The following is a 22744-nucleotide window of genomic DNA, read 5'->3' as shown; positions in this document are numbered from 1 at the left end:
AAAAGGGGGGCAAGCATGGATATCGACATCAGGCGAGGTCTGGCCGAGGCGCGCGTACTGGCGGGCGAGCATTGGCGGGCACTGCTCGCCTATATGCTGCTCGGCGTTGTCCTGCCCTTCCTTCTCCTCGCGAGCGAACCGGTGCTGAGCATGGACGCCATCCTCGCGTTGGCGATCGCCCCCGATGATTTCCGGCTTACGGGGTCGATCGTCGGCCCGCTCTATCTGCTCGGCATCTGCGCCGCGCTGATGTGCGGCGCGATGCTCGCGCTGTGGAACGCGCTGCTCGCCGAAATCCGCGAGGGCTATGTCTCCGAAATCATGTACGGCATGGTCGCGGGTGCGGCGTACCTGATCGCCGGGCTCCTCTTCTATTATCTCGTCGGCTTCCTGCTCGCCCTCCCCTTCCGCCTGACGGTCGGGATGGAGGTGGCGCGCGCCGACGGTACGCCGATCGCGATCGCACGCCAGATCCTGCTCGCGATCGTCAGCGCGTGGATCAGCGCGCGCCTCTGCCTGATCGGGCCGATCATGGCCGCAGGCGGCAAGCTGGAGCCGGTGACCGCTTTCGTCGAATCGTGGCGCCGCACCGCGCGGCCGCAGTGGCGGCTGTTCGCGCTCTATATGGCGTTCAATCTTGTCGTGGCGGCCGCCGTCATGCTGCTCATCCTGCTCCACAGCTATCTGATCCTCGGCGGCGAGGAGACGCGGCCTGCCGCTATGGCGATGAGTTCGGGATGGCTGCTTTTCTGGTGCGTCTGGTTCGCCGCCGTGACGGTGGTGCCGGCAGGCCTGTATCGCGCCGCGCAATCCGGCGGCGCGGCCGAGGCGTTCGCCTAGGGCTCTTCCTCAGGCGGCGCCGGGGTGCCCGTTTCGGGGTCGGTCGCGCGCTTCACGGCTTCAAACTGCGCATTATATTCGGGACCGGGTTTCGCGCGGCCGCCGATCGAAATCCAGTTATATGGCAGCTTGTCGAGCGACATCGCCTTCGCCTCTGCGCGCGGCAGCTTCGGCGGCGCCTCGCGGCCCTCATTCGCAATCGCGCGCAATTCGGGGGTCAGCCGGTGGCGTTCGGTGTCGGTGCCGCACACATTGATCGATCCGTCCTCGGCAGGTTTGCAGCGCTTGATCGGGTCGACCATCTCCTTCGCATTGGCCGCCGCCGCCTCGGCATTGCGCGGCGGCGGGGGTGCGGGCGGCCCCTGCGTCTGCGCGCTCGCCGGTGCTGCAATCCCCGCCATTGTCATTCCGATGACACAGGCCATCGCGAAAGGCGCCCCGAATCGGGCGAAGCATCCTCGACAAGTGGCTTCGGCAACCATATGGGCGCCACCATGCCGACGGGGCCGAACAAGTAAAGACGGAGAGTGACCGACATGACGAATAGCAGCAACCTCGACCGGGTGCTCGTGCTCGAAATGGTGCGCGTCACCGAAGCCGCGGCAATCGCCGCCGCGAAGCTGATCGGCCGCGGCGACGAAAAGGCCGCCGACGCCGCCGCCGTCGAGGCGATGCGCACTGCGTTCAACACGCTCTATATGGACGGCACGATCGTGATCGGCGAAGGCGAGCGCGACGAAGCCCCGATGCTCTATATCGGCGAAAAGGTCGGCAACGCGCCGGGCAAGGGTCCGAAGATCGATATCGCGGTCGACCCGCTCGAAGGCACCACGATTACCGCCAAGGCCGGGCCGAACGCGCTCGCGGTGCTCGCGATCGCCGAGGAAGGCTGCCTGCTCAACGCCCCCGACGTCTATATGGACAAGCTGGCGGTTGGCGCGGGCTATTCGCCGGGTATCGTCAATTTCGACAATAGCGTGCGCGAGAATGTCGAAGCCGTCGCGCGCGAAAAGGGCTGCAAGCCCGAACAGATCATCGTCTGCGTGCTCGACCGTCCGCGCCACGAGGCGATCATCGCCGAACTGCGCGCGATCGGCTGCGGCGTCGCACTGATCCCCGATGGCGACGTCGCCGGCGTGATCGCGACGACGAACCCCGAAACCAATATCGACATCTATATGGGATCGGGCGGCGCGCCCGAGGGCGTGCTCGCCGCGGCGGCGCTGCGCTGCGTCGGCGGCCAGTTCAAGGGCCGCCTCTTGTTCCGCAACGACGACGAACGGCTGCGCGCGAAGAAATGGGGTATCGACGACCTCGACCGCGTCTATGACCTCGAGGACCTCGCCAAGGGCGACGTCATCTTCGCCGCGACGGGCGTCACCGACGGATCGCTGCTGCGCGGCGTCAAGCGCCGCCGCGACGGCGTGATGACGACCGAGACGGTCGTGATGCGCGCATCGTCGGGCACCGTGCGCTGGGTGAAGGGCGAACATCGGTCGCACTGACCGACTCTGAAACAGCCCCCCTTGCCATGACCGAAAATTCCGGCTTCACCGAAGCGTCTTGATGACATCGGGGGAGGGGCAAGGGTGAGGACTGGACTGGCAATCGCCGCGGCGTTGGCCGCGGCGACGACGAACGGCATTGCGCCGGCAGCGCTTGCGGACGAGGCGAAGGGCGGCAAGGCGCCGTCGCTCTATCTGCAATGCGACGGCAATCCGAACAATATGTCGGCGGGCGAAGGCATCGCGCGCTTCATCGGCGCGGTAACGCTGCTCGCGCTGTTCGCGCCGCCCGTCGAAGCCCCCGATGCGGAAGCGCGAAAATTCGGAAGCGAAGGCGTCGACGCCTGTTCGACATTGATCGACGGCGCCAAGGCCGAAGGCAATGTCGCGCGGCGCCTGCCGCTGATCCTCGCGCGCGCGGTGCACCGCGTCGAGGCGCTCGACTACGCCGGGGCGCGCGCCGATGTCGACAAGGCGCGCGGTGAAGCTGCCGCCGCCGGGCTGAACGGCGACATCTATTTCGACCGCTCTTTCGGCCAGTCGCTCGACCGGATCGAGGCCGCGATCATGGCGCGGCAGGGGCTGGTCAATGAGGCCAAGGCCAAGCTGCTCGAAAAGGCGGTCGCTTATCCCAACAGCCTGTTCGTTGTCGGTGCGACCGAGGATTTCATCGGCCTCTCTACCGACGTCACCGAAGCCGAGATCGCGTGGCTTCGCAGCCTCGCGCGGGTGGACCACAACCAGATATGGGTGTTGTCGGCACGGCTTCAGCTTGCCGGCCGCTGGCGGGAAGCGGCCGAAGCCGACGAGGGCTATCTCGACTATCATGGCGGGCTGGGCTTCGACGAACGCAACACCGAATATCTGACGGCGACGGCGATCGCGCAGCATATCGCGGGCAACCGCGACCGCGCCCGCACGCTGATCGCCGACGCGCGCCGCAATTTCGAGGACCGCAAGACGCGCGGAAAGCCCGAAACCGATACCTCGCGGATCATCGAACATTTCGACCTGTTCGAGATTCTCGAGCTGGTCGACCGGGGCGAAATGGCCGAAGCGCGCCGGCGCTATGCCGGGCGTTCCGAATGGGTAGGGATCACCTTGGCGCAGTCGCTCCACCTGAACGGCCTGCTGCGGGCGAATGCGGGTCCCGCCGAGTTGGTCGGCGCGCTGGCGACCGATCCCGCCGAAATCCGGAAGAAGCGCCGCGAGACGCGGCTCGCCGAACTGCTGGCGCAGGACAAGGACAACAAGACGCTGTTCGGAAAGATCCTGCCCTATGCCGACGTCGGCTCGTTCGAGACGATGTCGGGTCGCGTGTGGAAGGTCGAGAAAAGCAAGATGCTGGGCAAGGAATCGCCCAAGGCCAAGGGCATGTTCTACATCGATTGCCGTCCGGCCGCCTGGCAACCGTGCAACGACAGCATGCTGCTCCACGCCGCGCTGCTCGCGAAGCAAAAGGGCAAGGCGGGCTTCACCTTCTGGCGCGACCGCGAACAGCCCTTCTACGGCTTCGTCCGCTTCGGCAATCCGGGCGAGCCGATGATGGCGCCGACGCAATATTTCGCCGCCGACGACGTGATCGCCGAACTGCGCCGCGCGATCCCGTCGCCCGCCGAGCTCGAAACCCGCAAGGCAGCGCGAAAGGCCGGCGGCAAATAGCATAGCGCCGTCCCGGCTTGACCGCGCGATCCTTACTGTATTATGTATGCAATACAGCAAGGATCGCGATGACCCGCAGCTCAGAAGATTCCCGCCGCAAGACCTTCGGCGAGGGCCGCGCCCAGGTCACGCGCCGCCGCGAGCCGATCCGCGGGGATCGTCTTGGGCGCGAGGATCGCTTCGGGCGTCTGCGCGGCGGTGTTCACGATGACCGGATCGGCGACGCGCTTCAGCCGCCAGCCCGTCGCGATGCGGTCGAGCTGGCGCTGGGCGTTTTCGCCGTCGGAGCCCGCGCAGATGATCGTCGCATAAGGCCGCCCTTCGAGTTTCCCGAGGCAGGGATAATAGCAGCGGTCGAACATCTCCTTCATCGCGCCCGACAGCGCGGCGAGATTTTCGGGACCGACGAAAAGATAGCCGCCCGCGGCTTGCAGCGCCTCCGGCGTGACATCGTCCGCCGCGACGAGCTTCGCCGTCTCCGAGCCCTCGGCAGCGGCACGCGCAAGCGCCTCGCTGCCGCCGGTGCGGCTGTGCCATGCGATCAGGAGGTGCGGCGCGGCGGTCATGCCCAGATGCTTGCCAAGCACCGGCCCGCGGCGCAAGCTGCCCCGAAACATGGGGGAGACATGATATGCGCCGACTGACCGCCCTGCTGCTTGCCGGCACCCTGCCCTTCGCCGCCACCGCGCAGGATACCGCAAGCGAGGCGACGCGCGCGGCCCAGGCCGAAATCGCCAAACGCCTGCCGCTGGGCGATCCGAGCGACGAAGCCAATGTGATGCGCGGCAAGCTCGCCGAGATTCCGGGCGGCGTGATTCTGTCGAAGGACGGCAAGACGGTGTGGGACCGTCGGCCCTACGCCTTCCTCGATGCCAAGGAGGCGCCCGATACGGTGAACCCGTCGCTGTGGCGGCAGGCGCGGCTGAACGCGGTGCACGGCCTGTTCGAGGTCGTGCCGGGCAAGATCTGGCAGGTGCGCGGTTACGATATTTCGGTGATGACGATCATCCGCGGCAAGACGGGGTGGATCGTCGTCGATCCGCTGCTCTCGGAGGAAGCCGCCGCGGCGAGCTGGAAGCTGTTCGCCGACACGGTCGAGGCGAAGGCGGGCAAGCTGCCGATCCGCGCGGTGATCTTTTCACACAGCCACAGCGACCATTTCGGCGGCGTCGGCGGCATCGTGACCCCCGAGCAGGTCAAGGCGCAAAAGATCCGCATCATCGCGCCGCACGGCTTTTCGGAGGAAGCCACGTCGGAGAATGTGCTTGCCGGCACCGCGATGGGGCGGCGCGCGCTCTATATGTTCGGATCGATCCTGCCGCCCGGACCCGCGGGACAGGTCGACACCGGGCTGGGTCCGAAACTGTCGTCGGGAACGATCGGCTATATGGAGCCCACCGAGACGGTCGGCTCCAAGGGCGGCACGCTGACGATCGACGGGCTGGCGTTCGACTTCCTCGACGCGGGCGGGACCGAGGCACCGTCGGAGTTCGTCTTCTATATCCCCGCCTACAAGGCGCTGCACACGACCGAAGTCGTCACGCACACGCTGCACAATGTGCTCACCCTTCGCGGTGCGCAGGTCCGCGATGCGCTGCACTGGTCGAAGGTGATCGACGCCGCGCTCCTCCGCTGGGGCGGCAAGGCCGAGGTCGCGCTCGCGTCGCATCACTGGCCGACGTGGGGCGCGGGCGAGGTTTCGGCGCTGCTGACCAGCCAGCGCGATATCTATCGTTATGTCCACGACCGCACATTGTTTCTCGCCAACCGCGGCGCGACGCTGCACGAGCTCGCCGATGTCACCCCCGAGGCTCCGGGACAGGCGGCGGACTTCGCCTCGCGCGGCTATTATGGGACGGTCAATCACGACATGAAGGCCACCTATCAGCGTTATTTCGGCTGGTGGGACGGCAACCCCGCGAACTTCAACCCGCTGCCCCCCGAAGCGAGCGCGCCCAAATATGTCGCGCTGGCGGGCGGTGCCGACAAATTGCTCGCGGCAGGCAAGGACGCAATCAAGGCGGGCGAGTATCGCTGGGCGGCCGAACTGCTCAACAAGCTCGTGTTCGCGCAGCCGGACAACAAGGATGCGCGTGGCGCGCTGGCTTCGGCTTATGACCAGCTCGGCTATCAAGCCGAGTCGGGCGCATGGCGGAACTATTATCTCGCCGCCGCCGCCAGCTTACGCGGCACCGCAGTCGAGAATCTGTCGGGGAACGGACAAAGCCGGTCATTCGTCAGCGCGATCCCGACCGCGGTCTTTTTCGATGCGCTGGCGACGCGGTTCGACGCCGCAAAGGGCGCCGCGCTCAAAGGCACATTCCAATTCGTGCTGCCCGACAGCAAGGAGACGATCGCGATCGTCGTCGGCGGCGGGGTCGAAGTGCCGCGATATGGGGTGACCGACGCCGCGCCGACCGCAACGGTGACGCTCGACCGCAAGACGCTCGACGATGTGATGCTGGGCCAGGCGCAGTTCCCGACGCTGCTCCAGTCGGGTGCGATCAAGATCGACGGCGACCGCATGGCATTCCTGTCATGGTTCGCGCTGCATCCCCCCGCCGACCCGCGCTTCAATGTGGTTGTCCCCTGAGGGCTTAACCGACTAACGGAGGATCATGACCGAAACCCCCACTGCGCACCCGACCGACCCCTTCGACGCCGATGCACTGGGCGGAATCGAGGGGCTCGACCCGGTCGATCCGGCCTATGCACAGGTGCTGCGCATCGCGACGGCGCTCAACCTGATCCCGCTGGCGATTGGCGCGAGCATCTTCGATGCGCTGCTGATCCGGCATATCGAGGGACCGTACGGGCTGATCACCGCGGCCGCCTGGCTGACCGCAATCATCGTCATCGCTACCTTCCCCTCGCGGCGCGTGTCGCGCTGGGGGTACAGAATCGGCGAAGGGCAGCTTCGCGTCGCACGCGGCTGGCTGTTCCGTACCGACACGATCGTGCCCTTCGTGCGCGTCCAGCATATCGACGTCGGGCAAGGACCGATCGAACGCTGGTTCGGGCTGTCGCACCTGATCGTCCATACATCGGGGACGCACAACAGCACGGTGACGCTACCGGGATTGCACAGCGACCTTGCCGCCGCGATGCGCGAGACGATCCGCCGCCATATCCAGACCGATTTCGCATGAGCGACATCGCCGCAGCGATCCCCGCCAGCGAAGGCGAGCCGGAGTGGCAACGGCTGCACCCCGCGACGCTCGCGCTCGCCATCGTCGATCTAGGGCCGCGGTCGCTGCAGTTCCTGCCCGCGGTCGCGGCGCTGGGCTTCACCGGCAACTGGGTCTGGATCGTCCCCGCGGTCGGTGCCTTCCTCCTCATCTCGCTGCTCGCCGCATGGTTCCAGTGGCTGCGCTTCCGCTTCCTTGTCGGCGACGACGAGGTGGTGATCGAAAGCGGCGTCTTCGCGCGCCAGCATCGCACGATCCCGTTCGACCGCATCCAGGACGTCAGCATCGAACAGGGGCTCGTCTCGCGGGCGCTCGGCATCGCCAAGGTCGGGTTCGAAACGGGCGCGGGCGGCAAGGAGAATGACGCGAGCCTCGACGCGATCGCGCTCGATGCGGCGCAGGCGTTGCGCACGACGATCCGCGCGCACCGCAGCGGCGAAGCGGCGCCGGTCGCCGCATCGTCCGAGACTCCCGGTGCGTCGGTCGTACCCGTCGCCGAAGACCGGCTGCTCTTCGCGATGACGCCGCGCCAGTTGCTGGTTGCGGGGCTGTTCAACTTCTCGCTCGCCGCGCTCGCCGTTGTCGGCGCCGCGATGCAGTTCTTCGACGACCTGCTGCCCTTCGACTTCAACGTCTTCAACCCCGGTGATTGGATCGACCTCGCCGAGCAATATGGGCTCGACCAATGGGTAATCGCGCACCGCTGGATCGCGGGGGTCGGCGCGGGTATCTCGCTCCTCTTCATCGGCTTTGCGAGCGGGATCGCGACGATGTTCTTTGCGAACTGGGATTTCCGCCTGACGCGGGAGCCACGCACGCTGCGCCGCACCCGCGGCCTCACCACGCGCACCGATGTCGCGGTGCCGGTGAAGCGCGTACAGGCGGCGATCCTCGTGACCGGCTGGTTCCGCCGGCGCTTCGGCTGGCACGAGCTGCGCCTGCAAAGCCTTGCGAGCGACGGCGGGAAGGAAAATGACCACCAGGTCGTCCCCTTTGCGCAGCTCGACGCGATCGACCCCGTGCTCGCCGAGGTCGCGATCGTGCGTCCCGATGCCGGTCAGGCGTGGCAGCACAGCCACCGCATCGTCGCGCTGGGACCGATCGTCGGTGCGATCTGTGCGACAATCGGCGGCGGGGTGGCGCTGTATCTCGGCAACGCGGTCGGCTGGCTCGCGCTCGGCGCGGCGCCGCTGATCGCGCTGATCGCGCTGTGGGCCGCACGCTTCCATCGCTGGGCCGACCTTGGCGATCAGGTCGCAATCCGCCGCGGCGCGTGGAAACCCAAGATGACCCTGCTCCCGCACGCATCGGTGCAGAGCGTCGACCTCAAGACCGACTTCATCCTGCGCCCCCTCGGCCTCGCGACTCTGGTCTTCGGCGTGCCGGGCGGCAGTTCGCTTGCGACGCACGAGATTCCCGCGATCCCGGCCACCGCAGCGCGCGACCTGCGCACCCGAATCCTTGCCGCGAGGGCGCGGCGATGAGCGATGCAAGCAACCTCGCCCTGGGCATTATGCATTCGATCAAGGGCCAGCCGTGGCACTGGCGGCGCGCGAGCGCCGACATGGCGTCCGAAAATCTCGCACCCGACGACCTTGTCACCCAATTGCTGCTCGCGCGCGGGGTGACGCGCGACGATCTCGACCGGCAGCGGACGCCGACGCTGCGCGGTTTCATGCCCGATCCCTCGCTGTTCCGCGACATGGACGCCGCCGCGGCGCGGCTCGCCGATGCGGTCGAGCGCAAAGAAGCGGTGACGATCTTCGGCGATTATGACGTCGACGGCGCGACCTCCGCAGCGTTGCTCGTCCGGCTGCTGCGCGGGCTCGGACTGCCTGCGGGCGCCTATATCCCCGACCGGCTGATGGAAGGCTATGGGCCCTCGGGCGCGGCGCTGGTCAGGATCGGCGAGGCGGGGTCGAAACTCGTCGTCACCGTCGATTGCGGCGCGCAGGCGTTCGACGCGATTTCAGAGGCGAAGGCGGCGGGGGTCGAGGTGATCGTCGTCGACCACCATCAGTGCGCGACGATGCTTCCCGAAGCGCTCGCGCTCGTGAACCCGAACCGGCTCGACGAGGAACCCGACGCCGCGATCCACGGCAATCTCGCCGCGGTCGGGGTCGCCTTCCTGCTTGGCGCCGCGCTGCTCCGCACCTTGCGTGCGCGCGGTTTTTTTGCAGGCCGCGACGAACCCGCACTGATCGACCTGCTCGACCTTGTCGCGCTTGGCACCGTCGCCGACGTCGCGCGCCTGACCGGCTTCAACCGCGCACTGGTGACGCAGGGGCTGAAGGTGATGGCGCGGCGCGGCAACACGGGGCTCGCGGCGCTGATGGACGCCGCGCGGCTGACCAAGCCGCCGAGTGCGAGCGACATGGGGTTTGCGCTCGGACCGCGGATCAACGCCGGCGGGCGCGTCGGCAAGTCGGATCTCGGCGTGCGATTGCTCACCACGTCGGACCCGCAGGAAGCCGCCGAAATCGCGCAGGAGCTCAACCGGCTGAACGAGGAACGGCGCGCGATCGAAGCCGCGGTGCTCGAACAGGCAATCGAAGCGAGCGCCGCATGCGGCAATGCGCCGGTCGCGATCGTCGCGGGACAGGGCTGGCACCCCGGCGTGATCGGCATCGTCGCCGGACGCCTCAAGGAACGCCTCCACCGCCCCGCGATCGTCATCGCGGTCGACGAAGACGGCGTCGGCAAGGGGTCGGGGCGCTCGATTTCGGGCGTCGACCTCGGCGCCGCGATCCTCGCCGCGAAGGAAACGGGGCTGCTCGTCGCGGGCGGCGGCCATGCGATGGCGGCTGGGCTGACCGTCGCCGCCGACAAGGTCGACGCGCTCGGCATCTTCCTCAACGACCGGCTCGCCGCCGACGTCGAGCGCGCGAGCGGCGACAAGTCGCTGCTGATCGACGCGGTGCTCGCGCCGCGCGGGATCAATCCCCTGTGGTGCGATGCGATCGAGAGCGCCGGTCCCTATGGTGCCGGCTGGCCCGCGCCGCGCGTTGCGACGGGGCCGGTGCGAATCGTCGAATCGGGGATCGTCGGGACCGACCATGTTCGCCTGATCGTGTCGGGCGACGATGGCGCGCGGTTCAAGGCGGTCGCTTTTCGCAGCGCCGAAACCGAACTGGGGCAGGCTCTGCTCCACGCGCGCGGCGGGCGCAAGCTGTGGCTCGCGGGCCGCGCGAAACGCGACGATTGGGGCAGCCGCCCGGCGGCCGAGCTCCATCTCGAGGATGCTGCCTGGGCCGATTGATTTGCCGCTGCGCAACATTTTTGCGCGCGACCCCGCCGCCGCGCTTGACCGCGCCGAAACGCCCGTCTAAGGCGCCCGCTCACCGATCAGACGGCCCCTTCGTCTAGCGGTCTAGGACGTCGCCCTTTCACGGCGAAAACACGGGTTCGAGTCCCGTAGGGGTCACCAATATTCGGGTATTGCCGCCGTCGCCCGGACGGTCGAGACCGCGAAGTGCTCCGAAATGACGCCGTTGCCGAGCCTTTCGCGCTGTTCCTGCGCGGGCCGCGCGGGCAGCACAGCCGGGTGACCGACATCGGGGGCCATATCCATCTTGTCCTGCCCGACGCGACCGAACGCGCCGCCTGTTTCCGTACGCTGGCGGCGGGGGGCGGGCGCATCGTGCGCAGCTTCGCCAGCGCCGACGCGTGGATCGAAGCCGAGAGCGAAGATTCGTGCGCGATCCTGCTTTTTCACTGGCGCCAGCCGGGCACCGCCGATGGCGCCGCGCTGCTCGACCGTGCTGCGGCGCGGCCCGGCATCGCGGTCTTCGTCGCCGCCGAACAGCTCAGCATCGCCGAATCGCGCGCGATCCTGTGTGGAGGCGCGCGCGACCTGCTGCCCGCGCCGCTCGATCCGCGGCTCGTCCGCCGGACGGTCGATGCCGCACTCGCGGAATGGCGCCACCGTCAGGCGACGCTCGACCGGCATCACGAGGCCGAGGCGCGGCTGGCGGCATTGACACCGCGCGAGCGCGCCGTCCTCGACGCGATTGCGGCGGGACTCGGCAACAAGGCAATCGCGCGCCAGCTCGACCTCAGCCCACGAACGGTCGAAGTCCACCGCGCGAACATCATGCGCCGCGCCGGTGCGGGCAATGTCGCCGAGCTGCTGCGGCTGCAGTTCATCGCCGAATTTACACGCGACGTGCCGGCAAAACAGGTCCGTTTCGGTGCATGATCGCGGCGGAACCTGGCCGGGAGCCGGTCGACGCACCTATAAGGGATATGAACGGCGTACCGCTCCTGAGTTGGTCCCCATGGGCGCTGCCGTTCATCCGTACGGGGTCAACCCCACCTGACCTTGTACAAACGACAGGGCCGGCAAGGAATATTCCTTCCTTGCCGGCCCTTTTGTCCTCCGATATTTTCAGACGACCAGCGCGCGCTGTTCGGCGCGGCCCATCGACAGCAGGATCGGGTCGGCCGCCTGCCGCGCGGCAAAGTCAGCCTTGCCCGCAATCCCTTGCCATCCGATGCCGATCAGCGACTGCGCGATCGCGCCACCGAGCGTGTCGCCGGGGCCGGGCAGGATGATCACGTCGGGGGCGAATTCCCGGACCGCGACCTGCACCGACAGAGCAAAATCATAGGGTGCGAGGATCTGCTGACCGAAGGTGTAATCCCACATCGCGGCCGGATCGGCGGATAAACGCCGCCAGATATGCCCACGCCCGTCGACAAGCGGCAGCGCAGGACGATGGAAGAACGAATGCGGCAGCTCGGCCTTCGCCTTGTCCGAACTGCCGAACATCAGCGGGGTGTGGAACGGCCCGTGGCCCGCGAGGCGAAGCGGATCGCGCCCCGGGGTCGGCGGCGCGGCGGCGAGAAGCGCGGCAAGGCCCTCTTCATTGCCCGCGAGCACGAGCATCCCGGCAAGATCGATCGAGAGCGCGAGTGCGTGGCCGGGGCGCAATGCGATATCGGCGACGAGGCCGAGCAGCTTTTCGCGCAGGCCCGGCACCGGACGCCAGTCGTCATCGACAAGCTGAAGCAATATCTGCCCGCCCGGCCCGTGCGTCTGGCTGTTGAGCCCCATCGCATTGCTGATGCGAAACCCGTCCTCGGCCGACACCGCACCGCCCAGCGCCAGCGCGCTGTACCAGCCCATCGAATTGCCGAGGGCCGCAACGACATCATATTTGTCACGATCGATGCTCAGCCAGTCGAGCACCGTCGCCGTGTAGATCAGCGGCGCGGCAACATCGCCGCGCATGTGCGTCGCGACGCTAAAGCGTTCGGCGCCGTCGAGTTCGCTGACCGTCGGCTGGCCGCGGTCGCGGCGCTGCGCGTCGAAATCGGCGATCAGCTCGCCGAAGCGCGCGCCGTGCAGCCGCGCGATGCTGCCCAGCTCGCCTTTGCCATAGGTGCCGCGGCCGGGCGCGACGACCAGCGCGGTCCGCCGGGCGCTCATGCGAGAAGCGCCTTCGCGGCAGCGTAGATCGAGTCGCGGCTCGGCAAGGTCAGCGTCGCCGCCCTCCCCAGCGGGATGAAGCTGTCGTCGGCGGCGATGCGCTTGAGCTTCTTTTCGGGCGTGCGCTCGACAAAGGTCGCCATCAGCGCCTCGCTCTGCGACCCGGTGATGCGGCATTCATCGACGATCAGGATGCGTTTCGCGTCGCCGACGGCGGCGACGAGCTTGTCCTCATCGACCGGGCCAAGCCAGCGCAGGTCGATCACGCGCGCCTTCACCCCATCGGCGGCAAGCAACTTCTCGGCCTGCCGCGAGAGATAATATCCGTTGCCATAGGTGACGATCGCAAGGTCGGTGCCGTCACCATGAACCCCGACGTCGCCGAGGCGGATCGGCGCTCCCGCACCCGGCGCCTCGTAGGTGCTGGTCCACAGGCCGTCGCCCTCCTCGTGCAGGTCGCGCGTCATATAGAGCGCGATCGGTTCGACGAAGACGACGACGCGTTGTTCCTCGCGCGCGAGCCGCACGCATTCGCGGAGCATCGCGACCGCATCGCGACCGTTCGACGGCACCGCGAGGATCACGCCCGGAATGTCGCGGAAGACCGCGAGACTGTTGTCATTGTGGAAATGGCCGCCGAAGCCCTTCTGGTAGCCGAGCCCCGCGATGCGGATCACCATCGGGTTGGTATATTGGCCGTCGGAGAAGAAGCTCAAGGTCGCCGCCTCGCCGCGGATCTGGTCTTCGGCATTGTGGACATAGGCGAGGAACTGGATTTCGGGCATTGGGACAAAGCCATTGTGCGCCATGCCGATCGCGAGCCCGAGGATCGCCTGTTCGTCGAGCAAGGTGTTGACGACACGCGCCGACCCGAAGCGCTGGTGGAGCTTCGCCGTGACGTTGTAGACGCCGCCCTTCGGCCCCACATCCTCGCCCGCGACGACGATTTCCTCATGCGCGAGCATCAGGTCGGCGAGCGCCCACGAGAGGAGCCGCGCCATGTGCATCGGCTTGTCCATCTGGCCGGCGTCGCTGCCGAACATCGCCTTGCGATCATCGTCCGACAGCGTGTTGGCGCGCGCGACTTCGCGCTTCGGCGGGACCAGGCTTTCCATCACATGCGCAGGCGTCGTGATCTTCGGTCGCAGGATCGCCGCCTCGGCCTGCCGCGCGAGCGTCGCACCGATATCTTCATAGGCGTCGGCGATTTCGGCGGGCGACATCCAGCCATGCTCGGCCATCAGCGCCGCGCCGGCGAGCAGCGGGTCGCGTGCCTCGTCGGCCTCGATCAGCGCCTTGGGAAGATATGCGCCCTGCACGTCCGACCCGGCGTGGCCATAGAGACGAACGGTGCCCATATGGAGGAAAACGGGCTTGCGATACCGCCGCGCATAGTCGGCGGCCTCGGCGGCACCGGCATAGGCCGAGACGAGGTCGGTCCCGTCGCATTTGATATAGTGCAGCCCTGCGCGGTGCCGGAACTGCGCCTCGATCCAGCCCGTCGGCGTGCGCGTCGAAATGCCGATGCCATTGTCTTCGCACAGGAAGATGAGCGGCATCGGCGAGCCCTGGAACGCCGCCCAGCCCGCGGTGTTGAACGCGCCCTGCGCGGTCGAATGGTTCGCCGACGCGTCGCCGAAACTCGTGAGCACGACCGCATCGTCGGGAAGCGGCAGCCCGGTCATGCCGAGGCGGCGCGCGATGCCGATCGAGAAGGCGGCACCGACGGCCTTCGGCAAGTGCGAGGCGATCGTCGAGGTCTGCGGCGGGATATTGAGCGGCTTCGACCCGATCACCTTGTGCCGCCCGCCCGAGATCGGGTCTTCGGACGACGCCGCGAAGCTCAGCAGCATGTCCCACGTCGGCGTGCCGCCCGGAAGCTGGCGCGCGCGGTGGAGCTGGAACGCGTTCGAACGATAGTGGAGGAACGCCATGTCGGTGACGCGGAGCGCCGCCGCGACCGCGGCATTGCCCTCGTGCCCCGACGAGCCGATCGTGTAAAAGCCTTCGCCGCGCGCCTGAAGCGCACGCGACAGCCGGTCCATCTGGCGGCTCGTGAGCTGCGACAGGAAGATGTCGGTCGCCTGGCCGCGCGACAGGCCGGCGACCGCGGGATCGGGCGCGTCGGCGCGATCGGGCAGACGCCCCCCCGCCAAGGCTGCGAGGAACTTCTCATGTACCGCTTGCGCCGCGTCCACCTGTCTCTCCTGTCGCGCGGCCTTACGGTTACACCTGTAACGACCCGGCCGGTTTTGCCGCGCGCTAGAACGAGGCCGTTCGGCGCGCAAGCATCTCTTGTCCTCCTCTCTTGCCTTCCCGCGCCGCCTCGCGCTACCACCATTCACAATGAACGACCGGGGCTGGGCCATCTTTTCAACATGATATCCTTGTGGATCGCCCAGGCGTCGGCCGCGGCCGACACGTCCGGCACCGGCGGGGGTCAGGGCTGGCTGCTCGATCCCGAACTCGTCGATCCAGGCTATAGCCAGACGATCGCGGGCGGCGGTATCCAGACCGCCTTTCCGCCGCCCCCGCCGCCCCCGCCGCCGCCCCCCGAATGGATGCGATCGCTGTTCGACGCGATCGGCCGGTTTTTCGAGTGGAGCGCGCCCGCCGCCAAGCCGCTGATGTGGATCGCGGTCGCGGCGCTCGTGCTGTTCCTCCTCTATCACTTCGTCCCCGCCTTTGCGCAGTGGGTCGACAGGCTGCGTTTCGGCCGCAAGGCGGGCGATGCCGATGCGGCGGACCATGTCGGGCAGGCCGAAGCGGGCGCCGCGCGCGCGCTGCTCGGCGAAGCCGACGCGCTCGCCGCCGAAGGCCGCTTTGCCGAGGCGGTGCATCTGCTGCTCTATCGCAGCGTCGAGGACATCGACGGGCGCCGTCCCGGCCTCGTCAAACCCGCGATGACCTCGCGCGACCTCGCCGAGGCGGAAGGGCTGCCGTCGGTCGCGCGGGGGGCGTTCAGCCGCATCGCGCGCGCGGTCGAGATCAGCCTGTTCGGCGGGCGTTCGATCGATGCCGGGGCGTGGCAACAGTGCCGTGCCGCCTATGCCGAGCTGACCGTCGCGAAGAACTGGGCGCGCGCATGAGCAGCGCGGCCGACGATCATGGCTTCAACCCGCGGCTGATCGCCGCGGTGGTCGCGATCGGCGTGATCGCCTTCATCGCGCTCTGGGCGCTGATCGCCCTGGGGCCGCAGATCAGCAGCGGCAACGACGGCGGCGGCCATGCGCTGTCGAAGGCGGCACCGGGCTATGCCGGGATCGTCGACCTCGCCGAGCGCGCGGGCGCCGGGGTCGAGCTGCGCCGCCGCGTCGAGACGACGCGTTACGAAGACCATGAGCCCTTGCTGATACTGACCCCGACACACCGCACCCGCGCGCCGGAAATCGCCGAGCTGATCGATGCCGACGGCAACGCGCCCATATTGGTCGTGCTGCCGAAATGGCAGACGATGGCGGTTCCCGGCCAGACGCCGAAGCCCGGCTGGGTCAGCGCGGGCATCGCCGTCAAGCCGCCCGCAAAAATGTTGCCCCCTGCCCATTTCGGGACACTCGAAATCAAGACGGCGCCGAGCAAGGCGCAACCGGTACCCGCCAACATTACCGGCCATGTTTTCACCGCGCTGCTCCCCGACAATGTGCAGACGGTGACGGGTAAAAATCTCGAAACGCTGATCGCGGGGCCAAGCGGCGGCGCCGTGCTGGCGCAGGTCGGCGACCGCGACCTTTACATCCTCGCCGACCCCGACCTGATCAACAATTTCGCCTTTGCTTCGAGCGACAAGGCGCGCGCGGGCGTCACGCTGGTCGATGCACTCGCCGAATATGCGGACGCCGACGGTCTGGCCTTCGATGTGACGCTCAACGGCTTCGGCGGCCAGCGCTCGCTGCTCCGCTTCGCGTTCGTCCCGCCCTTTATCGGCATCACGCTCTGCCTGATCGCGGCGGGGCTGTTCGCGCTGTGGCAGGCGTGGATGCGCTTCGGCCCCGCGACCCGGCCCGGACGCGCGATCCCGGTATCGAAGGCGGCGCTGATCGCGAACAGCGCCGACCTGATCAAACAGGCAAGGCGCGAGCTCGACGGTGCCGACGCCTATGTAAAGAGCCAGCGCACTGCGATCGCGCGGCGGCTGCACGCGCCCGCCGGGCTCGACGACGAAGCAACCGATCGCTGGATCGACAAGCATCTGCGCGCCGGCAGCGACCTCTTCTCCTCGCTCGCGCGGCGCCTGCCGCTCGCGCGCAATACGCATGAATTTCTCGGCGACGCACAGGCGTTGCACGACATCAGGAAGGATCTACTCCGTGACAGCTAACCCCATCGAGAGCGTCCAGGCGCTCGGTTCCGCGATCGAGGGCGAGGTCGCCAAGGTCGTGTTCGGGCAAGGACCGCTCACGCGCATGGTGACGATCGCGCTGCTCGCGGGCGGGCATGTGCTGCTCGAAGGGCCGCCGGGAACCGCCAAAACGCTGCTCGCGCAGGCCTTTGCGCGCGCGACGGGGCTGGCGTTCGGACGCATCCAGTTCACCCCCGACCTGATGCCCGGCGACATTTTGGGGTCGAACCTCTTCAACTTCCAGACGTCGAGCTTCACCCTCACCAAGGGACCGATCTTCACCGAGCTGCTGCTCGCCGACGAAATCAACCGGACCCCGCCGAAGACGCAGGCGGCGCTGCTCGAAGCGATGCAGGAACGCCGCGTGACGATCAACGGCGAACCGCATGTGATGAGCCCGCGCTTTACCGTGCTCGCGACGCAGAACCCGATCGAACAGCAGGGCGTCTATCCGCTTCCTGAAGCGCAGCTCGACCGCTTCCTGTTCAAGCTGGTCGTCGATTATCCCGACGCCGCAGAGGAACGGCGGATCGTCGCCGACCATGGCGGGCGCTTCAAAAGCCCCGCGGTCGCCGATTTCGGGGTGACCGAGGTCGCCAATGCGAAAACGATCGAGGCCGCAATCGACACGATCGCGACCGTGCGGCTCGCCGACGAGATTGTCGATTATATCGTCCGGCTGGTGCGCGCGACGCGCGAAAGCGCCGACCTCGAATGCGGAGCGAGTCCGCGCGCAGCGACCCTGCTGGCGCGTGCGGCGTGCGCAGCGGCGGCGCTCGACGGGCGCGACTATGTCATTCCCGACGACATCCAGCGGCTTGCCGCAGGCGTCCTGCGCCACCGCGTGATCCTGTCGGCCGCCGCCGAGATCGAGGGCCGCAATGTCGAACAGGTCGTCGCGGCACTGCTCGAACGCGAGGAGGTGCCGCGTTGATCTACCCGACGCGCCGCGCGATCTACCTGCTGCTCGCGGGCGCCCCGATGGCGCTCGCGCTCGGGCTTGTGCGGCCCGAGCTGTGGCTCGTTGCGCCCGGCTGGATCGGAGTGATCCTCGCCTGCCTGATCGTCGATTGCGTGGCGGGGGCGAACCCGCGCCTCCTCGGCCTCGACGCGCGGTTTCCGCACCAGGTCGGGGTCGGCGACCCGTTCGACCTGTCGCTGGCCGCGACCGGCGCCGCGGTGCCGCCGCGTGCCGAGATCGCGCTCGCGCTCGACGAACGGCTCGCCGAGGGCGGGCGGCTGGCGGGCGATATGCGCAGGGTGGCCGAGGGCGGTATTCTGACGCGCACGCTGTCGCTCACTGCCTCGCGGCGCGGGCTGGCGCGGATCGAGGCGCTGTGGATTCGCTGGGCGGGGCCGCTCGGGCTCGTCTGGAAACAGCGGAAATTTGTCATCGACGGCGCGATCAACATCGTGCCGAGCCTGCGCGCGGTGACCGACGAGGGCAGCCGCTTGTTCCAGCGCAACAGTTGGTTCGGGCTCCGCCAACAGCGCTTTCGCGGCGAAGGCAGTGAATATGAGGCGCTCGCCGAATATCAGCCGGGGATGGACCGCCGCGCGATCGACTGGAACGCGTCGGCGCGTCACGTCAAACTGCTCGCGAAGGAATATCGGGTCGAGCGCGACAATCGCGTCGTGCTGGCGATCGATGGCGGACGGACGATGGCCGAGCCCGTCGGCGGCATGCCGCGCGTCGACCGCGCAGTGTCGGCAGCGCTTCTGCTCGCCTATGTCGGGCTGAAACTCAACGACCGGATCAGCCTGTTCTCCTTTGCCGCGAAGCCGCACGCGCTGACCCCCGCCTATATGCACACGCAGGATTTCCCGGCGCTGCAGCGCGCGGCGAGCCTGATCGACTATGCGCACGTCGAAAGCAATTTTACCCTCGCGCTCACGACGCTCAGCGCGCAGCTCAACCGCCGGTCGCTGATCATCCTGTTCACCGAATTTACCGATGCGACGAGCGCCGACCTGATGATCCGCGCCGCCGGACGGCTGGTGAAAAAGCATCGCCTGCTGTTCGTCGTGATCCGCGACGAAGAGGTCGAGAGCGAGGAGCGCCGCCGCCCCGAAAGCGCCGCCGACGTTACCCGCTCGAACGTCGCCGCGGCGATGCTGCGCGACCGCCAGCTCGTCATCGCGCGCCTCCAGCGGCTCGGCGCCGATGTGATCGAGGTGCCCGCCGACGCGATGGGGGCGAGCGCGGTCGAGGCCTATCTGGGCATCAAACGGCAGGGCAGCCTGTGATCCCGCCCGCCGCCTCCCCGCGTGCGATCGACGCGCCGAGCTTTTCGACGAGCCGCTTTCGCGCCGAGCGCGAGGCCGACTGGATCGCGTTCGACCTGCTGCTCACCCGGCTCGAAAAGAAGGGCGCGGCGGCGCTGACCAGCGACGAGCTGCTGCAGTTGCCGCTGCTCTATCGTGCAACCTTGTCGTCGCTGTCGATCGCGCGCGCGACGAGCCTCGACAAGGCGCTGCTCGATCATCTCGAGGCGCTGTCGATCCGCGGCTATTTCCTCGTCTATGGCGTGCGCGAGAGCCGCTGGAACCGGCTCCGCCGTTTCTTCCTCTACGACTGGCCTGCCGCAGTGCGCTCGGTGTGGAAGGAGACGGTGATCATTTCGCTGATCATCCTGCTCGGTGCGCTGACCAGCTATTCGCTCGTCTCGAGCAACCCCGAATGGTATTTCAATTTCGTCGACGAGGAGATGTCGGGCGGTCGCGACCCGCGCGCGACCGCCGAATTTCTCCAGTCGACGCTGGGCCACGGCAAGGCCGCGGCGGAGAAGGGCGAAAGCGGGCTGCACGTCTTCGCGACCTATTTGTTCACCCACAACAGCCAGGTCTCGATCCTGTCCTTCGCGCTCGGCTTCGCCTTCGGCATCCCGACGATGATGCTCGAATACTATCAGGGGATCGGGCTCGGCGCGATGATGGCGATCTTTTCCGCCAAGGGGCTCGGCTTCGACTTCGGCGGCTGGCTGTTCATCCACGGCACCACCGAATTGTTCGCCGCCGCGCTGTCGGGTGCCGCGGGACTGCGGATCGGGAGCGCCGTCGTCTTCCCCGGTGCGCGCGGACGGTTGCAGGCAGCAGCCGACGCGGGCCGAACCGCGGGCAAGGTGATGGTCGGCGTCATATTGATGCTGTTCGCCGCCGGGCTGCTCGAAGGTTTCGGGCGCCAGCTGATCACCGACACGATGCTGCGTTACGCCATCGGATCGCTGATGCTGCTGTTCTGGCTCGCCTATTATTACATTCCGCGGCGCGAGGATGTGACATGACCGCCGCCGCCGCCAACGCGAAATCGCGCGCCGCGCGCGCGAAAAAGATCCGCCAGTTCGTCACCCCCGAGGGCGTCGACCTCGAACTGAAGATCGCGAGCGCGGGGCTACGCTTCGGCGCGCTACTGATCGACATGATCCTGATCCAGCTCGCGCTGCTCCTCTTCTGGTTGCTGATGCTGTGGATCGGGGTCGCCGCGCAATCCGATGTCACCGAGGTGATCTGGATGCTCGGCGCCTTCCTGCTCCGCACCTTCTGGTTCATCGGGTTCGAGCTGGGGTCGCGCGCCGCGACGCCGGGTAAGAGATTGATGGGCATCCGCGTCGTCGCGCGCGACGGCGGCCGCCTGACCGCCGATGCCGTGGTCGCGCGCAACCTGATCCGCGAACTCGAGCTGTTCCTGCCGCTGATGATGCTGGGGGCCGGAGTCGCGCAGGACAGCGTGTCGGGATGGATCATGCTCGCGGGCGTGCTCTGGTCGCTGACGCTCAGCCTGTTCCTGCTGTTCAATCGCGACCGGATGCGGATGGGCGACCTGATCGCCGGGACGTGGGTCGTGATGGCACAGCGCGTCAAGCTCGACACCGATATCGCGGTCGATGCGGCGGGGGGCGCGATGACGTTCAGCGAGGAAGAACTTGCAGTCTACGGTATTTTCGAGCTGCAGGAACTCGAGCGTGTCCTGCGCGGCCGCGATCCGCGCGCGATGCGCGACGTCGCCGACGCGATCCGCGCCAAGATCGGGCGGCCTGTCGCCGAAGAGGATGACGTGTTCCTGCTTTCCTATTACCGGCAATTGAAAGCCCGGCTCGAACGCAAACTGCTGTTCGGCAAACGGCGAGAGGATAAATATGCCAGCGACTGACACCAGCGTTACCGAAGCCCTGCATGCGCGCCGTTCGGTGCGTGCCTTCACCGACAAACCCGTCGACCCGGCACTGCTCAAGCAAATCTTCGCCGCGGCGCAGCGCGCGCCGTCAGGGGGCAATCTCCAGCCGTGGCAGGCGACGGTGCTGACCGGCGAACCCTGGCAGGCGGTGAAGGATGCGGTCGCAGCGCGGATCGCGATGGGGCGCGAGGGCTATGAACCCGAATATGACATCTATCCCAAGGGGCTGATCGAACCCTGGACCGATCGGCGTTTCGGCGTCGGCGAGGCGCTCTACGCCTCGCTCGGCATCCCGCGCGAGGACAAGGCGGGGCGGCTCGCTCGGTTCATGGATAATTACCGGGGTTTCGACGCACCGGTGATGCTTTTCCTCCACTGCTCGCGCATCATGGGGCCGCCGCAATGGTCGGACATGGGCATGTGGCTGCAATCGGTGATGCTGCTGCTCGTCGAGGCCGGGCTCGCAAGTTGCCCGCAGGAATGCTGGGCGATGTACGGAGCGACGGTGCGCCGCACGGTGGGGCTGGACGAAGGGCAGATTTTGTTCACCGGGCTGGCGATCGGCCATGCCGATACCGATGCGGCGGTAAACCAGTGGGCGGTGCCGCGCGTATCGCTCGACGAAGTGATTGATTGGCAGGGATTTTAGACGATGATGAGCAAGGGTTTTCGCTATGGCGCCGCGGGCGCGCTGATGCTCGTCGTCGCGGGGTGCGCCGCCATCCCGCAACCCGAAACCCCGCCGCCCGCGCCGCGCCCGGTTGCTCCCGCGCCGACACCCGCGCCGCTGCCGACGCCGACGTCGGGCTGGGAGGACCGCGCGGTCGATGCGGGCGCTTGGCGTTATGACGCGGGCAGCCGTACCGCAGCGTTCGTCCCGACGGGCAGTTCCAACCCGCTGCTCAGCATGACGTGCAGCGGCGGCGGCATCCGGATGACCTCGTCGCTATCGGGCAATGTCAGCCTGCGCACGAGCGCCGGGACCGACCAGATCCGCTTCGATGGCGGTAGCGCGAACCTCGCGAACCGCGACCCGCGTCTCGACCGCATCGCCTTCAGCCGCGGGCGTTTCGCGCTCGAAACGCCGGGTGGCGGCGCAATGACGCTGCCGGTGCAGTCCGAAATCGGCCGTGTGATCGAGGATTGCCGCTAGGCAGGCCGTTCAGCCGCCGAGCTGGACCGTCCCGCCCTTGATCCAGCCCCAGCGGCACGGTCCCTGATATTCGCGGGCGTTCTGCACCGACTTGCCGACGCCGCACATGTCGGGGTCGGTGCCGGGTGCCGCGAAGACGACGCCGAACCAGGCATCATTTTCGGCCGCTTCGCACAGCGACACATTTGCGCCGCCCGCAAGCTTGGCCTTGATCGCGCGTGTTTCGCCGGGCGCCCAATAGACGTCGGTGCCGCCCGCCTTGACGCGGCTGATGCTCGAACAGGCGGGCAGGCTCGGCCCTTCGGTGCCGATCATCACTGCGCGGGTCGCGAGCGGTTCGCCGGCAACCGCGGGCGCGTTTTCGGCGGGTGGCGCGGGCTGGCTGCACGCGGCGAGCGAGACGGTCAGAAGAGCGGCGGCGGGGAAGACGAGACGATGTTTCATGCCTGTGA

Annotated in this window: 21 protein-coding genes and 1 tRNA gene; 17 read left to right on the top strand and 5 right to left on the bottom strand. The window is 67.7% G+C overall.

The genetic code is table 11. The annotated features are described in order from the left end of the window. Positions 1 to 15: 15 nt before the first annotated feature. Positions 16 to 840, top strand: a complete 825-nt coding sequence (locus VGN62_RS19185) for a hypothetical protein (RefSeq protein ID WP_327456881.1) — start codon at positions 16 to 18, stop codon at positions 838 to 840. On the opposite strand, the gene VGN62_RS19180 is transcribed toward VGN62_RS19185, so the two are convergent. Continuing rightward, positions 837 to 1241 carry a hypothetical protein gene (locus VGN62_RS19180; RefSeq protein WP_327456879.1) on the bottom strand — a complete coding sequence of 135 codons (405 nt, stop codon included), beginning with the start codon at positions 1239 to 1241 and terminating at the stop codon, positions 837 to 839. The two genes, VGN62_RS19185 and VGN62_RS19180, sit on opposite strands and share 4 nt — an antisense overlap. Positions 1242 to 1376: 135 nt before the next feature. Between VGN62_RS19180 and glpX the strand changes: the two genes are divergently transcribed. Then, positions 1377 to 2345: a class II fructose-bisphosphatase gene (glpX, locus tag VGN62_RS19175; protein ID WP_327456877.1), complete on the top strand. Its 969-nt coding sequence runs from the start codon at positions 1377 to 1379 to the stop codon at positions 2343 to 2345. An 84-nt stretch (positions 2346 to 2429) separates the two neighbouring features. After that, on the top strand, positions 2430 to 4007 hold the full coding sequence (locus tag VGN62_RS19170; protein ID WP_327456875.1) for a hypothetical protein: 1578 nt from the start codon (positions 2430 to 2432) through the stop codon (positions 4005 to 4007). Positions 4008 to 4087: 80 nt separating this feature from the next. On the opposite strand, the gene VGN62_RS19165 is transcribed toward VGN62_RS19170, so the two are convergent. Next, positions 4088 to 4573, bottom strand: coding sequence for a flavodoxin family protein (locus VGN62_RS19165; protein WP_327456873.1), 486 nt, complete (start codon positions 4571 to 4573; stop codon positions 4088 to 4090). Positions 4574 to 4638: 65 nt separating this feature from the next. On the opposite strand from VGN62_RS19165, the gene VGN62_RS19160 reads away from it, so the two are divergent. The 6 genes from VGN62_RS19160 (at position 4639) to VGN62_RS19135 (ending at position 11393) form a co-directional block, all read left to right on the top strand. Beyond that, complete coding sequence (locus VGN62_RS19160; RefSeq protein WP_327456871.1) at positions 4639 to 6600, top strand: alkyl/aryl-sulfatase; 1962 nt, start codon at positions 4639 to 4641, stop codon at positions 6598 to 6600. 25 nt (positions 6601 to 6625) lie between these two features. Continuing rightward, positions 6626 to 7156 (top strand): PH domain-containing protein, encoded by a 531-nt coding sequence (locus tag VGN62_RS19155; RefSeq protein ID WP_327456869.1) that lies wholly within the window; start codon positions 6626 to 6628, stop codon positions 7154 to 7156. After that, entirely contained in the window at positions 7153 to 8679 is a 1527-nt protein-coding gene (locus VGN62_RS19150; protein WP_327456867.1) for a PH domain-containing protein, read from the top strand. Before VGN62_RS19155 ends, VGN62_RS19150 begins: the two co-directional genes overlap by 4 nt. After that, positions 8676 to 10454, top strand: a complete 1779-nt coding sequence (recJ, locus tag VGN62_RS19145; protein ID WP_327456865.1) for a single-stranded-DNA-specific exonuclease RecJ — start codon at positions 8676 to 8678, stop codon at positions 10452 to 10454. The genes VGN62_RS19150 and recJ overlap by 4 nt, the downstream gene beginning before the upstream one ends. Before the next feature lie 92 nt (positions 10455 to 10546). Continuing rightward, positions 10547 to 10622 (top strand) — tRNA-Glu (locus VGN62_RS19140). Positions 10623 to 10667: 45 nt separating this feature from the next. Beyond that, complete coding sequence (locus tag VGN62_RS19135) at positions 10668 to 11393, top strand: response regulator transcription factor (protein WP_327456863.1); 726 nt, start codon at positions 10668 to 10670, stop codon at positions 11391 to 11393. 189 nt (positions 11394 to 11582) lie between these two features. Here the strand turns inward: VGN62_RS19135 and VGN62_RS19130 are convergent, their stop codons facing one another. Next, a complete protein-coding gene (locus VGN62_RS19130) occupies positions 11583 to 12626 on the bottom strand; it encodes an ACP S-malonyltransferase (protein ID WP_327456861.1) in 1044 nt (347 codons plus the stop codon). After that, on the bottom strand, positions 12623 to 14824 hold the full coding sequence (locus tag VGN62_RS19125) for a thiamine pyrophosphate-dependent enzyme (protein WP_327456859.1): 2202 nt from the start codon (positions 14822 to 14824) through the stop codon (positions 12623 to 12625). Before VGN62_RS19125 ends, VGN62_RS19130 begins: the two co-directional genes overlap by 4 nt. 180 nt (positions 14825 to 15004) lie before the next feature. On the opposite strand from VGN62_RS19125, the gene VGN62_RS19120 reads away from it, so the two are divergent. From VGN62_RS19120 to VGN62_RS19085, 8 genes are read left to right on the top strand one after another with little or no spacing between them, the layout of a single operon-like run. Then, on the top strand, positions 15005 to 15715 hold the full coding sequence (locus VGN62_RS19120; RefSeq protein ID WP_327456856.1) for a DUF4129 domain-containing protein: 711 nt from the start codon (positions 15005 to 15007) through the stop codon (positions 15713 to 15715). Then, on the top strand, positions 15712 to 16944 hold the full coding sequence (locus tag VGN62_RS19115) for a DUF4350 domain-containing protein (protein WP_327456854.1): 1233 nt from the start codon (positions 15712 to 15714) through the stop codon (positions 16942 to 16944). Before VGN62_RS19120 ends, VGN62_RS19115 begins: the two co-directional genes overlap by 4 nt. After that, the gene (locus tag VGN62_RS19110; RefSeq protein ID WP_327456852.1) at positions 16934 to 17899 is read left to right on the top strand and encodes a MoxR family ATPase; all 966 of its coding nucleotides are present in this window, start codon (positions 16934 to 16936) and stop codon (positions 17897 to 17899) included. Before VGN62_RS19115 ends, VGN62_RS19110 begins: the two co-directional genes overlap by 11 nt. Then, on the top strand, positions 17896 to 19212 hold the full coding sequence (locus VGN62_RS19105) for a DUF58 domain-containing protein (protein WP_327456850.1): 1317 nt from the start codon (positions 17896 to 17898) through the stop codon (positions 19210 to 19212). Before VGN62_RS19110 ends, VGN62_RS19105 begins: the two co-directional genes overlap by 4 nt. Next, on the top strand, positions 19212 to 20249 hold the full coding sequence (locus VGN62_RS19100; RefSeq protein WP_414713306.1) for a stage II sporulation protein M: 1038 nt from the start codon (positions 19212 to 19214) through the stop codon (positions 20247 to 20249). The genes VGN62_RS19105 and VGN62_RS19100 overlap by 1 nt, the downstream gene beginning before the upstream one ends. Further along, positions 20246 to 21115, top strand: coding sequence for an RDD family protein (locus tag VGN62_RS19095; RefSeq protein WP_327456846.1), 870 nt, complete (start codon positions 20246 to 20248; stop codon positions 21113 to 21115). The genes VGN62_RS19100 and VGN62_RS19095 overlap by 4 nt, the downstream gene beginning before the upstream one ends. Then, positions 21102 to 21788 (top strand): nitroreductase, encoded by a 687-nt coding sequence (locus VGN62_RS19090; RefSeq protein WP_327456844.1) that lies wholly within the window; start codon positions 21102 to 21104, stop codon positions 21786 to 21788. Before VGN62_RS19095 ends, VGN62_RS19090 begins: the two co-directional genes overlap by 14 nt. A 6-nt stretch (positions 21789 to 21794) precedes the next feature. Next, positions 21795 to 22292: a hypothetical protein gene (locus VGN62_RS19085; RefSeq protein ID WP_327456842.1), complete on the top strand. Its 498-nt coding sequence runs from the start codon at positions 21795 to 21797 to the stop codon at positions 22290 to 22292. Between the two features lie 9 nt (positions 22293 to 22301). On the opposite strand, the gene VGN62_RS19080 is transcribed toward VGN62_RS19085, so the two are convergent. Then, positions 22302 to 22736, bottom strand: a complete 435-nt coding sequence (locus VGN62_RS19080) for a hypothetical protein (protein WP_327456840.1) — start codon at positions 22734 to 22736, stop codon at positions 22302 to 22304. Positions 22737 to 22744 lie beyond the last annotated feature (8 nt).

It is taken from the genome of Sphingopyxis sp. (assembly GCF_035998905.1).
In the GTDB taxonomy this organism is placed as follows: domain Bacteria; phylum Pseudomonadota; class Alphaproteobacteria; order Sphingomonadales; family Sphingomonadaceae; genus Sphingopyxis.
The sequence above is the reverse complement of the archived record's forward strand: the minus strand, read 5'-3'. Positions and strand labels throughout refer to the sequence as shown.